Source organism: Acidovorax sp., assembly GCF_046291265.1.
Taxonomy (GTDB): domain Bacteria; phylum Pseudomonadota; class Gammaproteobacteria; order Burkholderiales; family Burkholderiaceae_C; genus Acidovorax.
The window spans coordinates 26429-41170 of sequence record NZ_JBKBTV010000006.1; the positions used below are offsets into that span (position 1 = coordinate 26429).

A 14742-nucleotide genomic window follows, 5' to 3' on the forward strand; every position below is an offset into this window, starting at 1 on the left:
GAGCTGCGGGCCCGTCAGCCCGTCGGCGTTTCGGACGCCTGCGCCGACAACGGGGCGCAACGGGCCAGCGTGCTGATGCGCGCGGGCGCCAGCATATGCCGGGGGGGCGAGGTTTGCCAGCCAAACAGATGCTGGGTGGCTGCACCGCAGATGCGCCCCTGGCAGGCGCCCATGCCACAGCGGGTGTGGAGCTTGGCGTCGACCCAGCCTTGGCGGGCGGCAAGTGCGCTGTACGGCACGTCTTCGCAGCGGCACACCAGGGTGTCGGGCGCGGCCAGCGTTTTGAGTGTTTCGTTGAGCGGGAACGCGGCGTGCAGCGTTTGCGCAAAGCCCTCCCAGCGCGCCAGCTGCGGGCGCAGCGCTTCGGCCTGTGGTACCTGCCCGGCCGCCGCATGGCCCGCCATAGCGCCCTGAACCAGTGCGCGCTCGCTGCCGCCAAAGCCAGTGCATTCACCGGCGGCATACACGCCCGGCACGCTGCTGCGCATCTGGGCATCCACAGCCAGGCCCTGGCCACCACTCAAGGGGCCCCCTTGCGCGCAGCCCAGCATCTGTCCTAACTGGGTGTTGGGGATCAAGCCGAACCCGCAAGCCAGGCGTTCGCAGTCCACCGTTTCTTCTGCGTGTTGACCTTTACACAGCCGCACAGACTGCACCTGCCCAGTGCCGTGGGCTGCCAGCACATGGGTGCTTGCCCGCAGCGATGGGTTCAGCAGCGTGACGGCCTGCGCTGCCTTGCCAGGCCAGCGTGGCAGTTGTGCTGCAAAGCCTGCGAGAGCGCGCCACGGTGCCTGCTCGGCCACGCGCACCACCGTGGCGCCCGATTTGGAGGCGGTGGCAGCGGCGGCCAGCAGCAGCGGGCCGGTGCCAGCGATGACGATGCGCTGGCCGCGCACGTTGAGCCCAGCCTTGATGAGAGCCTGCAGAGCACCTGCACCCGTCACACCGGGCAGCGTCCAACCCGGGAACGGCAGCAGCAACTCGCGCGCCCCGGTGCACAGCACGATGCGGTGGCTGTGTTGTGTCCAGCCCCGGTCGGCGTCTTCCAGCAGCAGGGCGGGCGCCTTGTCTTGCGGGTGCGCGTCTCCCAGGCCCACCACCCGGGTGCCGGTCAGCAGGCGGATGTTGGCGTGTTGTGCCAGGGCCTTGCGGTAATGCTGTGCAAGAACGGGCAATGCCACGGCCGGGCCGTCCCGCCAAATCTGACCGCCTGCCTGCGGGTTGTCGTCCACGATGCGGATCGATGCACCGCTGGGTGCAGCCGCAAGCGCCGCGGCCATGCCGGCGGGGCCTGCGCCAATGATGAGGATGTCGCAGTGTTCGTGCGCTGTGGTTTTCTGGGTCATGGCGTTGCACTCCCGTGTGCGGCGCCGACATCGGTGTGTATCTGCAGTCCCTCGGCGCAGACCGTCTGGCACGCCAGGCGGGTACGGCCGTGGATGCGGACCCGGCATTCGTGGCACACGCCCATGCCACACAGCGGCGCCCGAGGCGCGCCCGTGACCGAAGTGCGCGTGGTGCCCGGCGTCTGCTGCCCCAGTGCGGCGGCGACGCTGGTCCCTGTGGGCACCTGCAGGGGCGTGCCATTCACGACGATCTGCACAAGGGTGGCGGCGGAGGGGGTCATGGGTGGCTCAGGCCTGCAAAGCGTGCAGGTGCATAGGGCGTGGGGTCGATCGTTGGCGTGCCACCCGCGATTTGCGCCGCCAGCAACTGCGCGGTGGCCGGGGCGGTGGTTACGCCCAGCCCTTCGTGGCCCACGGCCAGCCACAGGTGCGGGTGTTCGGGGTGCGCGCCAATCAAAGGCAGGCTGTCGGGCGTGGCGGCGCGAAAGCCGGTCCAGGTGCGGATGGCGTTGAGGTCGGCCAGGCCGGGCAGGTAGTCGAGCGCACGTTGCAGCATGCGCGCCATCACAGCGTTGTTGACGGCAGGGTCGGTGGTATCGAACTCGCGCGACGAGCCAATCAGCAACTGCCCCGTGGGCCGGGGTTGCACATTGAAAGCCACCGAGGTGCCATCGCTGTGGTGCGCGCTGGTGATGTAGCCCAACTCCACCAGCTGGTGGTGCACGGTGCCCGGATAGCGGTCGGTGATGACAAGGTGGCCCTTCTTGGGGCGCAGCGGCAGGCCGGGGCACAGCCGTGGGGCGTGGATGCCACTGGCCAGCACGATGGCGCCCGCGCTGCGCTGGCTGCCATCGCGCAGGGTGACGGTATGGCCGTCGATGCGCGTGGCTTCGGCTTGCTCAAAGACAAGGCGCCCGTGGGCTGCGGCCTGGTCCAGCAGCCACTGGGCTGCGCGCGGGGCATAGACCACGCTGTCGCCCTGCACCTTGAGCGCGCCCGCCAAACCGGGGCGCAACGTGGGTTCCGCGCGGGCCAGTGCGGTGGCGTCGAGCATCTCACAGGCGATGCCATGTGCCTGCAGGGTGGTGCGCTTGTCATGCGCGGCCTGTAGTTCGGCATCGTTAGCCGCCAGCCAGAGCGTGCCGCAGGCGGTGAAGGCGCAGCCCGCATCCATGTGGGGCGCCCAGGCGTGCCAGACGTCTAACGATGTCTGGCTCAGCGCCAGTTCGGCCGGGTTGTCGTCCATCACCACCAGATGGCCCATGCCCGCTGCGGTAGCGCCACCGAGGCGCGCATCGATGACACGCACCGACAGCCCAGCCAACACCAGCGCATGGGCGCAGGCGGCGCCCACGATGCCAGCGCCTATGACGAGAACGTCGGTGTGTTGCATGGCGCGCGTGTGTTTCTGAACGGGCTGCGGTTTACAGCCGGATTCCCCAGCCAAAGGGGTCGCTGTCTTCGATGAGCAGTGTGGCCTCGGCGCTCATGTGGGCGCGGCCCCGCAAGGTGGGGATGACCTTGCCATCGTCCTGCAGCGTGTAGCTGGCCTCGAACTGGCTGCCGATGATGCTGGCCTGGCGCCAGAGGGCGCCCGGTGCCAGCTTGCCGTCGGCCGCCAAGCAGGCCACCTTGGCGCTGGTGCCCGTGCCGCAGGGTGATCGGTCGTACGCCTTGCCGGGGCACAGCACATAGTTGCGGCTGTCGGCGGGGTCATCGGCCTGGTCGTCTTCGGCAAACAGTTCGATGTGGTCAATCTCGCCGCCGTTGTCGCCGCGAATGCCCTGGTCCTTGAGGGCCTGCTGCACGGCGCAGCTGTAGTCCATCAACGCCTCCAGGTTGTCGCTGGCTACACGCTGGCCGTGGTCGGAAATCAAGAAAAACCAGTTGCCGCCCCAGGCCACATCGCCCACCACGCGGCCATAGCCGGGCACCTCGATGGCCAATGCGTGGTGCAGCCGGTAGGCCTGCACATTGCGTACGCTGACCGATCCATCGACGTGCAGGGTGGTGGTGACGGTGCCCACGGGTGTCTCGATGCGGTGCTCACCGGGAGTGATGCGGCCCAGGTAGGCGAGCGATGCAATCAGCCCGATGGTGCCGTGGCCACACATGCCCAGGTAGCCGCTGTTGTTGAAGAAGATCACACCCGCTGCGTTGGCAGGGTCCTGCGGTGCACACAGCAGGGCGCCCACCACCACGTCGCTGCCACGCGGTTCCAGCACGGTGGCGGCCCGCCAGGCATCGTGGTGCTCGGCCAGCAGCGCACGCCGCTCGGCTATGGTGCCGGTGCCAAGGTCAGGGAAACCGTCGATGACAAGCCGGGTGGGCTCGCCGCCCGTGTGGGAGTCGATCACGTGGATGCGTTGCATGGTGTGCTGGTGGTGGTGAAGTAGGGCGCTCAGTGTCTTAGGCGACAGACTGGTATTTTGTAGGGCGCGTAGACAGGGCCTTGCGTACCACGCTCTCCACAAACGCGCGCTCTTCGCCCACCAGCGGCAGGCGCGGGCGGCGCATGTGTTCGGTGCCCACGCCCACCAGTGCGTCGATGAGCTTGAGGTTCTGCACCAGCTTGTTCGATACATCCAGGTGCAGCATCGGTGTCATCCACTGGTACAGCGGCAGCGCCTCGGCAAATTTTCCGGCCTTCATGAGGTCGTACAGCGCCACGGTTTCGCGCGGGAAGGCGCAGCCCACGCCGGCCAGCAGGCCGTCGCAGCCCAGGGCCAGGCCTTCGTAAGCCAGGTCGTCCACGCCCAGGAAGAGCTGGTAACGGTCGCCCAGAGTGTTGCGCAGGTCGGTGATGCGGCGAATGTCGCCGGTGCTTTCCTTGATGGCGGCGATCCACTCGCAGTCGGCCAGCTCGACCATGTGTTCGGGTTTCAGGTCCACGCGGTAGGCCACGGGGTTGTTGTAGACCATCAGGGGGCGCTGGGCGGCGCCCGCCATGGCGCGCACGTTGGTCATCGCCTCGCGGGCGTCAGCCACGTAGATCACCGAGGGCATGACCATGTAGCCCGCCACGCCCAGTTGGTTGCCGCCGTCGATGTAGCGCAGGGCGTCGCGGGTGCTGGTTTCGGACACGTTGGCCAGCACGGGCACGCGGCCGTCGGCGGCATCAAGCGCGATCTTGGCAACCTGCAGTTTCTCTTCCAACGACAGCGTGCTGGCTTCACCCAGTGAGCCGCAGGTCACCAGGCCATGGATGCCATTGCGGATCTGGAAGTCGATGTGCCGGGCCGTGCCTTCGGCGTCGATGGACTCATCGGCGTGGAACTTGGTGGTGATGGCGGGGAAGATGCCTTGCCAGCGGGGTTGGTGGTTCACAGGGGCTCCTTGGGGGCGGGTGAAGCAGTTCGCTTCGGTTGAGTTATTAATATATTAACAAGATATTTGTACGGAGCAAGCGATTTTTTGAGTCCTAGTAAAGACACTCACTTGTCGGGTGTCGGCCGGGTCTACGTCACCTGTCGCCATCCCGCCACGGGCCCGAGGGCTGCAAACCTATAATGAAAGGTTGGTCCCCATAGGGGCAGCGACAGGCCACGCACAGGCGCGGGTCCTGCGGCCTGCCTGCTCCGTGCAACCACTCCACAACACCATGAGCACTCCCACTTTTTCTGTCGCTGACATCCGCAAGTCCTTCCTGGACTTCTTCGTCTCCAAGGGCCACACCGTGGTGCCGTCGAGTCCCCTGGTGCCCGGCAACGACCCCACGCTGATGTTCACCAACTCGGGCATGGTGCAGTTCAAGGACGTGTTCCTGGGCACCGACAAGCGCTCGTACAACCGGGCGGTGTCGGTGCAGGCCTGCCTGCGTGCGGGCGGCAAGCACAACGACCTGGAGAACGTGGGCTACACCGCGCGCCACCACACTTTCTTTGAGATGCTGGGCAACTGGTCGTTTGGCGACTACTTCAAGCGCGAATCGCTCAAGTGGGCCTGGGAGCTGCTCACCGAGGTCTACAAGCTGCCACCCGAGCGCCTGCTGGCCACGGTCTACCAGGAGGACGACGAGGCCTACGACATCTGGACCAAGGAAATCGGCCTGCCGCCTGAGCGTGTAATCCGCATCGGCGACAACAAGGGCGGCCGCTACAAGTCCGACAACTTCTGGATGATGGCCGACACCGGCCCCTGCGGCCCCTGCAGCGAAATCTTCTACGACCATGGCGATCACATTGCGGGCGGCCCTCCCGGCAGCCCCGATGAAGACGGCGACCGCTTCATCGAGATCTGGAACAACGTGTTCATGCAGTTCAACATGGATGAAACCGGCGCCGTGACCCCGCTGCCCGCGCCCTGCGTGGACACCGGCATGGGCCTGGAGCGCCTGGCCGCCATCCTGCAGCACGTGCACAGCAACTACGAGATCGACCTGTTCGATGCGCTCATCAAGGCCGCTGGCCGTGAGACCGGTGTGACGGACCTCAACAACAAGAGCCTGCGCGTGATTGCCGACCACATCCGCGCCACCGCGTTTTTGGTGAGCGACGGCGTGATCCCGAGCAACGAAGGCCGCGGCTACGTGCAGCGTCGCATCGTGCGCCGCGCCATCCGCCACGGCTACAAGCTGGGCAAGAAGACGCCGTTCTTCCACAAGCTGGTGGCCGACCTGGTGCGTGTGATGGGCGATGCCTACCCGTCCCTGCGCGAGCAGGAACAGCGCATCACCGAAGTGCTGAAGGTGGAAGAAGAGCGCTTCTTTGAAACGCTGGCCAATGGCATGGAAATCCTGGACACCACTCTGGACGGCGGCGCCAAAGTGCTGCCCGGTGACGTCGCCTTCAAGCTGCACGACACCTACGGCTTCCCGCTCGACCTGACCAACGACGTGTGCCGCGAACGCGACGTGGAAGTGGACGAAGCCGGTTTCAAGGTCGCCATGGAAAAGCAGAAGGCCCAGGCCCGCGCTGCTGGCAAGTTCAAGATGGACAAGGCGCTGGATTACACCGGTGACGTCAACCGCTTCACCGGTTACGAAAACCTGGTAGAGACTGCAAAAATAGTAGCTATCTATGTAGACGGGACAAGCGCTGCAGCCCTAAAACATGGTCAATCTGGCGTGGTGGTGCTCGATACGACACCCTTCTACGCCGAAAGCGGCGGCCAGGTGGGTGACGAAGGCGTCATCACCAGCGGCTCGGCCCGTTTTGCGGTGGGCGACACGCTCAAGATCAAGGCCGATGTGTTTGGCCACCACGGCACGCTCGAAGAGGGCACGCTGAACGTGGGCGACACGGTGCAAGCCGAAGTCAACACGGCCGTGCGCGCCGCCACCGTGCGCAACCACTCGGTCACGCACATCATGCACAAGGCGCTGCGCGAAGTGCTGGGCAGCCATGTGCAGCAAAAGGGCAGTCTGGTGAATGCCGACCGCACGCGGTTTGACTTCACGCACAACGGCGCTGTGACCGCAGCGGAGATCCGCGAGATCGAACGCCGCGTGAACGAAGAAATCCTGGCCAATCACCCCACGCAGGCCCGCGTGATGGACATCGAATCGGCCCAGAAAACCGGCGCCATGATGCTGTTTGGCGAGAAGTACGGCGAAACCGTGCGTGTGCTCGACATCGGCACCAGCCGCGAACTGTGCGGTGGCACGCACGTGCAGCGCACGGGCGACATCGGCCTGTTCAAGGTGGTGGGCGAAGGCGGCGTGGCTGCGGGCATCCGCCGCATTGAGGCGGTGACGGGCGCCAACGCGCTGGCCTATCTGCAGAACCTGGAAGACACCGTGAATCAGGCCGCGAGCACCCTCAAGGCGCCGGTGGCCGAACTCAATGGTCGGATCAGCCAGGCGCTAGACAACGTGCGCGTGCTCGAGAAGGAAGTGGCGGCGCTCAAGGGCAAGCTGGCTTCTAATCAAGGCGATGAGCTGGTGAACCAGGCGGTGGAGATCAAGGGCATCAAGGTATTGGCTGCCGCTCTGCCGGGTGCCGATGCCAAGACCCTGCGCGACACCATGGACAAGCTCAAGGACAAGCTCAAGACAGCCGCCATCGTGCTGGCCGCTGTCGATGGCGACAAGGTGCAGATCGCTGCAGGCGTTACCGCCGACAGCGTGGGCCGTATCAAGGCGGGTGAGCTGGTTAACTTTGTGGCCCAGCAGGTGGGTGGCAAGGGCGGAGGCAAGCCCGACATGGCCATGGCGGGTGGTACAGATGCGTCCAAGTTGGCAGCTGCCTTGGCGTCGGTCAATGGTTGGGTGACCCAGCAACTCGGTTGATGAAGCGGGCAGCAGCAGCAGCGGCCTGGATGGCTGCCGCTGCTTGTTTGCCAAAAAGAGGGTGACGGCAAACCGCCTTCGCCCCTACATTCAGGCGCATGGACACCCAGCGCCAAAGCCATCCTGAACCAGAGCCGGACCCGCGACCCAGCCCTTCGGCGCAGGCGGTGGATGATTTGCCCTGGTGGCGGCGCATCACGGTGCCGTTCGAGGTGGTCATCGCCTCAGTGGTGGTGTCGGCCATGCTGCTGCTCACGGTGCTGCTGGTCTATCAGGTCAGCACCAGCGCCCAGCAGGCCATCATCGCTGCGTCCGACGAAAACGCGCAGCACATCAGCCAGTTGATCAGCGAGCGGGTGCACCGCATCGTGGACCCGGCGGATGCCACGATCCGCCTGCTGGCTTTTGACCCCATTGCCTCGGCCCAGAACCTGCCAGCTCGCCTGCGCCGGTTGCCTGTGCTGGCCCGTCTGCTGGAGCAGAACCCGTTGTTGTCGGCCGTTTTCATCGGCTACCCCGACGGGCAGTTTTTACTGGTGCGCCCACTGCGCGACGCGGCTTTGCGTACGCGGCTGGATGCCCCGCGCGATGCCGCGTTTCTGGTGCAGTCCATGTCGCGAGACCGTGGCGCAGCGGGTGTGGTGGGGCGCTGGAGTTATTACGACCCGCAACTGCGCTTGATCGACTCCGCTGTGCGCCCCGAGTACCGTTACGACCCGCGCACCCGCCCGTGGTACGCCGAGGCGGCCGAGAAGAACACGCAGGTTCTGACAACGCCCTATGTTTTCTTCACCACGCAGGAAGTGGGCGTGACGCTGAGCCAGCCCAGCGAAGACGGTCGTGCCGTGATCGGCATGGATGTGGCCCTGACCGACCTGGGGCGCGAGATTGGTAGCCTGCGCCTGATGCCGCGCACCGAGATCGCCGTGGTGGACCCGGACCACCGCGTGCTGGCTTACCCAGACATGTCCCGGGTGCTGGTGCGTGAGGGCGATCAAGGCAGCCTGAAGCTGCGCACATTGGGCGACCTGGGCGTGCCCAGCCTGCAGGCCATGCAGCAACAGGGTTTAAAGGAGGGCCGGGCGCACCGGTTCACGGCGGGTGGCGAAGAATGGCTGGCCAAGGTGCTGCCCCTGGAGTCGATGCGGTGGCGGGGCCTGCACGTCCTCATGGCCATACCCACGCAGGAACTGCTGCGGGACGTGAATGAAAACCTGCGCCGCCAGGTGTGGCTGTCGGTGGCGTTGATTGGGCTGATGCTGCCCTTTGGATGGCTGGCGGGGCGGCGTGTGGGGCGCAGCCTGTTTGGCCTGGCAAGTCAGGCGCAGGCGCTGGCCGGGTTCGACTTTCGGCGGCCAGCCCGCCGCGTCTCCCCCATTCGAGAGGTGCGCGAACTGGGGCAGGTGATGGACCGCATGTCCGACACCATCCAGGAGTTTTTGCACATCACCCACCACATCAGCGCCGAATCGCGCCTGGACCTGATGCTGTCGAGTGTGTTGTACGAGTTGGTACGGGCCACCAGCTGCACGGGCGGGGCGGTGTACCTGGTGGAGCAGCAGCGCACCGGCTTGCTGCGCTCGGCCCGCTACTGCGAAGACCCCGAACACCAGCCGCGCTACCCCGACCACCTGGGCATGATTCATTTCATCAACCCTACGGAGCCCCAGGAAGGCGACAGCCATGACGACCCTGCAGACGCGCAGCCCCAGCGCGTGCTGCGCGTGCAATTGCGCACCCGCGACGGCCAGCCGCTGGGGTTGCTGGTGCTGCGCTATGTGGCAGATCACCTGCAGGACGACGTGCACTTCCGGGCTTTTGTCGAAAAACTCTCGGGCACCTTGTCCGTCGCCATTGAAACGCGCAGCCTGATTGAGGGGCAAAAGAAGCTGTTCGACGCCGTTATCCGCCTGCTGGCCGATGCCATTGACGCCAAAAGCCCGTACACCGGCGGCCATTGCGAGCGGGTGCCCCAGCTGGCCGAATCGCTGATGCAGCGCATGTGTGCTGCCACGGAGGGCCCGTTTGCGCAAGTGGCGATGACCGATGCAGAGCAGTACGAGTTCCGCCTGGGCGCGTGGCTGCACGACTGCGGCAAGGTCACCAGCCCCGAGCACATCATCGACAAGGCCACCAAGCTCGAGACGCTCTACAACCGCATTCACGAGGTGCGCATGCGGTTTGAAGTGCTGTGGCGCGACGCCGAGCTGGACTACTGGAAGCAGCAGGTAACGGGGGTGGACCCGGTACGCCTGCAGCGCGAGCTGCTGCAGCGCCGCGAGCGCCTGCTGGACGACTTTGCCTTTGTCGCGCGCAGCAATGTGGGGGGCGAGTTCATGGCCGATGCCGATGTGCAGCGGCTGGCCACCATTGGACGGCAGGTGTGGCAGCGGCACTTTGATGACCGTTTGGGCCTGTCGCAAGCCGAGATGATGCGATTGGCCAAGGTGCCGACGCGCCCCACACCCGCCAATGAACCCTTGTTGGCAGACCGGCCTGAGCACATCGTTCCCTGGGGCTTGCGCAAGCCACCGGTCGAGGCGGGCAATCCGGCCAATCGCTGGGGTTTTGACATGGTGCTGCCGCCGCAAGAGGCGCACCTGGGCGAGTTGCACAACCTGTCCATACGCCGGGGCACGCTGACGGCCGAAGACCGCTTCAAGATCAACGACCACATCGTGCAGACCATCGTCATGCTCAGCGGCCTGCCGTTTCCGCCGCATCTGGCACGTGTTCCGTCCATAGCCGGGTCGCACCACGAAAAACTGGACGGCACGGGCTACCCCCGGCGCCTGAAGGCCACAGAGCTGACGCTGGCGGACCGTGTGATGACCCTGGCAGACATTTTTGAGGCGCTGACGGCCTCTGACCGGCCCTACAAACCACCCAAGACCTTGTCCGAGTCACTAAAGATCATGGCCCACATGGTGCGAGACCGGCACATCGATGCCGAGGTGTTCCGGTTCTTCCTTGTCAGCGGGGTGTGGCGCGACTATGCAGACAAGTTTTTGCCAGCATCGCAGCAGGATGCGGTGGATGTGGAGGCAATTCTGGAGACGCTGACCTGACGCGTTCAGCCTGACGGGGCTCTTCTGGGTCGGGCAGACCAAGCCAAGCGGTTTGCTGTGCCGGGCAGAAGCGGTTTAAAACAGCTCGACGTCGTCGTTGGCCACTTTGGCCACCAGATGGCCGCCAGCAATCAGGTCGTCGTAAAAGCAGACCTGGTTGCGACCATGTTCTTTGGCGTAGTACAGCGCCTGATCGGCCTGGCCCAGGATTTCCACCGGCGCGCCTTTGGAGGTGCACACAAAACCGAGGCTCACAGTGACCTGGCCCACCTGCGGAAAGTGGTACTCCTGCACGGCCTGGCGGAAGCGGTTGAACACCTTGTGCGCCGTGCTCAGCGTGGTCGAGCGCAGCAGCACCACAAATTCTTCACCGCCAAAGCGGAAGATGCGGTCGTGGCTGCGGAACGATGTGCGCAGGATGTTGGCAATCAGGATCAGCACCTCGTCGCCATACAAATGCCCAAAGCGGTCGTTGACCTGTTTGAAATGGTCGATGTCGACCACCGCCAGCCACTGCAGCACCGGTTCGGACGGCGCGGCGCCATCGTCGCTGACAAATGAGTCGGTGATCGCACTGGGGCGCCCGCCCACGGCGTGCATCGTGTGGCGCGAGAACTGCTCGTCAAAGGTCTTGCGATTGAACAGGCCGGTGAGTGCGTCGCGTTCGCTGTAGTCCAGCAGGCTCTGGTAGTTCTGGTAGACCTGAAACACGCCCATCAGCACATCCAGCTTGTGCGCCGAGAAAGGGCGAGACTGCGTGATCTCCAGGCAGGTGCTCACCTTGTCGTGCATCCACACGGGCAGCCACAACACGTAGCGGCCCTTGCGAGGGGACGCCAGCGCGCTGTCGGTGTGGTCTTCGACGCACACGCGCAGAGCGGGATATTGGTCGAGCGTTTCGCGGCGCGGGTCGGCAGCGGCTTCAGAGTCTGTGGACACCAGTTGTCCGTCTTCTACCCAGGTGCGGGGGCGCACATAGGGCACACCGGCATCGGTGAACAGCTCCAGCGCCCGCACTTCGATGATGCTGCTGAGTTTTTGCAGCGTAGACAGCACCGACACCTCCAACCGCAGGTGATCGCGGTGGCCCGTCATCTCCACCAAATTTTGCAGGATGGGTTTCATGGGCGGTGTACGGGAGGCCTGTCGGGGCATGTTGTCGGGTTAAGTGCGGCGTACAAACACGACATCCCACACCCCATGTCCAAGCCGCAAGCCGCGGTTTTCGAACTTGGTCAGGGGGCGGTAGTCGGGCTGGGGGGCAAAGCCGGAGGCGGTGTTCTGAAGCAGAGGCTCGGTGCTCAGCACCTGCAGGATCTGCTCTGCGTAGGGTTGCCAGTCGGTGGCGCAGTGCAGGTAGCCGCCGGGTTTGAGCCGGGCGGCCAGCTTGGCCACCAGCGGCGACTGAATCAGGCGGCGCTTGTTGTGTTTGGTCTTGTGCCAGGGGTCCGGGAAGAAGATGTGGACGCCATCCAGGCTGCCTTCGGGCAGCATGTGGTCGATCACCTCGACGGCATCGTGCTGCAGGATGCGGATGTTGGTCAGTTCCTGCTCGCCAATGCGCTTGAGCAGCGCACCCACACCGGGTTCATGGACTTCACAGCACAGAAAGTTGTCGCCCTGCCGCACCCGGGCGATGTGGGCCGTGGCCTCGCCCATGCCAAAACCGATTTCCAGCACCAGGGGCGCGCTGCGGCCAAAGGCGACATTTGCGTCCAGCGGGGCTGCGGTGTAGGGCAATACAAAGCGGGGGCCCAGGTCTTCAAACGCCTTGGCCTGGCCGGTGGTGGTGCGGCCTGCGCGGCGCACAAAGCTCTTGATGGTTTTGGGGTGGGTAACACCCGCGGGGGCTTCGCCGGGCGCGCGGGGGGCTGCGATGGGCGCAGCGCTGAGGGGTACGGGTGCAGTGGTCAGTTCGGTCACGATGGGCCATTGTAGTTTCGTCGCCACGCCGCAACCCATAGTGCCAATGCGTCAGAGATGCAATTGTTGTTTGGATGTGCCAATGGGGGCAGTCCCAGCACCCGTGCTGCGTTGGACAAGGCATGCAGCGGCTGGGTCAGATCAAGGGCTTGCGCACCGTTTTGTTTGGACAGCTTCTCGCCGTTGTCGCCACACACGAGCGGCGTGTGCAGATACCGGGGCGTGGGCACGCCCAGGGATTGTTGCAGCAGGATCTGGCGTGGGGTGTTGTCCGCCAGGTCTGCACCGCGCACCACGTCGGTGATGCCTTGGTCGGCATCGTCCACCACCACAGCCAACTGGTAGGCCCACAGCCCATCGGCGCGGCGCAGCACAAAGTCGCCCACGGTGCTGGCCACGTCCTGCTGCTGCAAGCCCAGGCGCCTGTCCTGCCATTGCAAAAGATGGTTTGCTACTGAATTAATAGCTACTAACGATTTACCATCAAGCGCTAGAGCCCATTTTTGCTTGAAATCTGTCACATTGAACCGCCAGGACCTCCCCACCCGACCGTGCAAGCCGTGGCGGCAAGTGCCGGGGTAGGGCAGCGCCGCATGGCGCTCGCGGGCATGGCCCAAGGCGGCCTGGGCGTCTTCAATGTCTTTGCGCGAGCAGGCACAGGGGTAGGCATGGCCCTGGCTTACCAGCTGGTCCAGCGCCCGCTGGTACAGGGCGCCCCGGGCAGACTGCCACTGAGGAGGCGCGTCGGGCACCAAACCACAGGTCGCCAGTTGCTGCAGGATGAACTCTGCGGCGCCCGGCACGGAGCGCGGGGCGTCCACGTCTTCAATGCGCACCAGCCACTGGCCACCATGCGCCCGTGCATCCAACCAACTGGCAAGAGCCGCAACCAAAGAGCCCGCATGCAGCGGGCCCGTGGGAGAGGGCGCAAACCGCCCGATGTAGCGCGACGCTGCGCTCTCGCCAGTCGTCATGCCACCTTGAGCGCCAGCTCCAGCCCCGACACAAACGCGTCTTCCAGCCGGTGACCCAGGCACCAGTCGCCACAGGCGCCCAGGCCCGTGCTGGCGTCCCACAGGTGGCTTTTGCCCAGGGGGTGGGTGGTCTGCGCATAGCGCCAGCGGCGGGTGTCGGCGTGTGACGGCTGGGCGCGGATGCCGGTGACCTCGGCAAATGCCTTGATCAGCTTGGCCTGCACGCGGGCCTCGTCGTCTTCGAGGTGCTCGGCGGACCAGGCGGGGCTGGCCTGGATGGTCCAGCGTTCGACCACACTGCGGCCGGGTTTAGAGGACTCGCGCGCCAGCCAGGCAATGCGGTGGTGGGTGCTGCGCGCCGCATTCCACTGCGGGCCCAGCGTGGTCAGCCCCGGGCGCACAGCGTGGGGGTAGGCCAGCATCAGCGTCCAGCAGGGGGCGATGGCGACGGTGGAGAGCGCATCGGTCAACGAGGTGTCCAGCCCGGAGCTGGAGATGAGCGCCTGCGCGGGCACAGAGGGCTGGGCCAGCAGCACCGCGTCAAAACCGGCGTAGACATGCTGGGTGCCTGCGGGGCCTTCGGTGCGCAGTTGCCAGCCGGGGGCGTTGACCGGGTCGCGTTCGATGCGCGTGACCTGCGTGTCGGTGATGAGTTGACCGACCTTGGCCAGCGGATCGGCCCAGGTGGTCACCAGCGACTGCATGCCCGGGCTGGCCACCCAGTGCGCTTCGCGGTGGGGCAGGCCGACTGCGGCGACACGGCCTGCCGCGTCGAGCACCTGGACGGAGTTGGCGCTCCAGCGTTTGCAAATGCCGGGCACGGTGTCGATGGCGCGGGCAAAACGCGGGTCGCGCACGGTGAAATACTGGGCACCGGCATCAAAGCTGCCAAAGGGACTGTCGATGGTGGCGGTACGGCCACCGGCCTGGGAGGATTTTTCGAACACCGTGACGCGGTGCCCGGCTTGCACCAGGGTGCGTGCGCAGGCAATGCCCGCCATGCCCGCACCGATGATCGCGAAATGGCGCTGGGGCTTGCCTGAAAGCGCCTTGGGCGCTGCCGGGGCCGCCGCTGGTGCCGGGGCGTTGGTGCGTCGGAGCCGTTTGGCGGGGAGGGGATCGGGTTTGCTCATGGAAGGCCTTTCGGTGACGGTCGGCAAGCGAGATGCAATACAAAACCAACAGGGACCACTCTACACGCG

11 protein-coding genes are annotated in these 14742 nt (G+C 65.5%); 2 read left to right on the forward strand and 9 right to left on the reverse strand.

Annotation, left to right across the window (positions count from 1 at the left end):
• Window positions 1-14 precede the first annotated feature (14 nt).
• From ACK41V_RS03885 to ACK41V_RS03905, 5 genes are read right to left on the reverse strand one after another with little or no spacing between them, the layout of a single operon-like run.
• Window positions 15-1346, reverse strand: coding sequence for an FAD-dependent oxidoreductase (locus ACK41V_RS03885; protein ID WP_409778078.1), 1332 nt, complete (start codon window positions 1344-1346; stop codon window positions 15-17).
• Window positions 1343-1603, reverse strand: a complete 261-nt coding sequence (locus ACK41V_RS03890; RefSeq protein WP_409778318.1) for a 2Fe-2S iron-sulfur cluster-binding protein — start codon at window positions 1601-1603, stop codon at window positions 1343-1345. Before ACK41V_RS03890 ends, ACK41V_RS03885 begins: the two co-directional genes overlap by 4 nt.
• A 20-nt stretch (window positions 1604-1623) precedes the next feature.
• Window positions 1624-2739: an NAD(P)/FAD-dependent oxidoreductase gene (locus tag ACK41V_RS03895; RefSeq protein WP_409778081.1), complete on the reverse strand. Its 1116-nt coding sequence runs from the start codon at window positions 2737-2739 to the stop codon at window positions 1624-1626.
• Window positions 2740-2770: 31 nt separating this feature from the next.
• Window positions 2771-3718, reverse strand: coding sequence for a 4-hydroxyproline epimerase (locus tag ACK41V_RS03900; RefSeq protein ID WP_409778083.1), 948 nt, complete (start codon window positions 3716-3718; stop codon window positions 2771-2773).
• A gap of 37 nt (window positions 3719-3755) precedes the next feature.
• Window positions 3756-4673: a dihydrodipicolinate synthase family protein gene (locus ACK41V_RS03905; RefSeq protein WP_409778086.1), complete on the reverse strand. Its 918-nt coding sequence runs from the start codon at window positions 4671-4673 to the stop codon at window positions 3756-3758.
• Window positions 4674-4947: 274 nt separating this feature from the next.
• Between ACK41V_RS03905 and alaS the strand changes: the two genes are divergently transcribed.
• Window positions 4948-7575 (forward strand): alanine--tRNA ligase, encoded by a 2628-nt coding sequence (gene alaS / locus ACK41V_RS03910; protein WP_409778089.1) that lies wholly within the window; start codon window positions 4948-4950, stop codon window positions 7573-7575.
• Window positions 7576-7673: 98 nt separating this feature from the next.
• The gene (locus ACK41V_RS03915; protein WP_409778092.1) at window positions 7674-10643 is read left to right on the forward strand and encodes an HD domain-containing phosphohydrolase; all 2970 of its coding nucleotides are present in this window, start codon (window positions 7674-7676) and stop codon (window positions 10641-10643) included.
• A 75-nt stretch (window positions 10644-10718) separates the two neighbouring features.
• Here the strand turns inward: ACK41V_RS03915 and ACK41V_RS03920 are convergent, their stop codons facing one another.
• From ACK41V_RS03920 to ACK41V_RS03935, 4 genes are read right to left on the reverse strand one after another with little or no spacing between them, the layout of a single operon-like run.
• Window positions 10719-11768: a GGDEF domain-containing protein gene (locus ACK41V_RS03920; protein ID WP_409778094.1), complete on the reverse strand. Its 1050-nt coding sequence runs from the start codon at window positions 11766-11768 to the stop codon at window positions 10719-10721.
• Between the two features lie 39 nt (window positions 11769-11807).
• Complete coding sequence (gene trmB / locus ACK41V_RS03925) at window positions 11808-12605, reverse strand: tRNA (guanosine(46)-N7)-methyltransferase TrmB (RefSeq protein WP_409778097.1); 798 nt, start codon at window positions 12603-12605, stop codon at window positions 11808-11810.
• On the reverse strand, window positions 12563-13540 hold the full coding sequence (gene gluQRS / locus ACK41V_RS03930) for a tRNA glutamyl-Q(34) synthetase GluQRS (protein ID WP_409778099.1): 978 nt from the start codon (window positions 13538-13540) through the stop codon (window positions 12563-12565). The genes trmB and gluQRS overlap by 43 nt, the downstream gene beginning before the upstream one ends.
• Window positions 13537-14541 carry an NAD(P)/FAD-dependent oxidoreductase gene (locus ACK41V_RS03935; RefSeq protein WP_409778321.1) on the reverse strand — a complete coding sequence of 335 codons (1005 nt, stop codon included), beginning with the start codon at window positions 14539-14541 and terminating at the stop codon, window positions 13537-13539. The genes gluQRS and ACK41V_RS03935 overlap by 4 nt, the downstream gene beginning before the upstream one ends.
• Window positions 14542-14742: the final 201 nt, after the last annotated feature.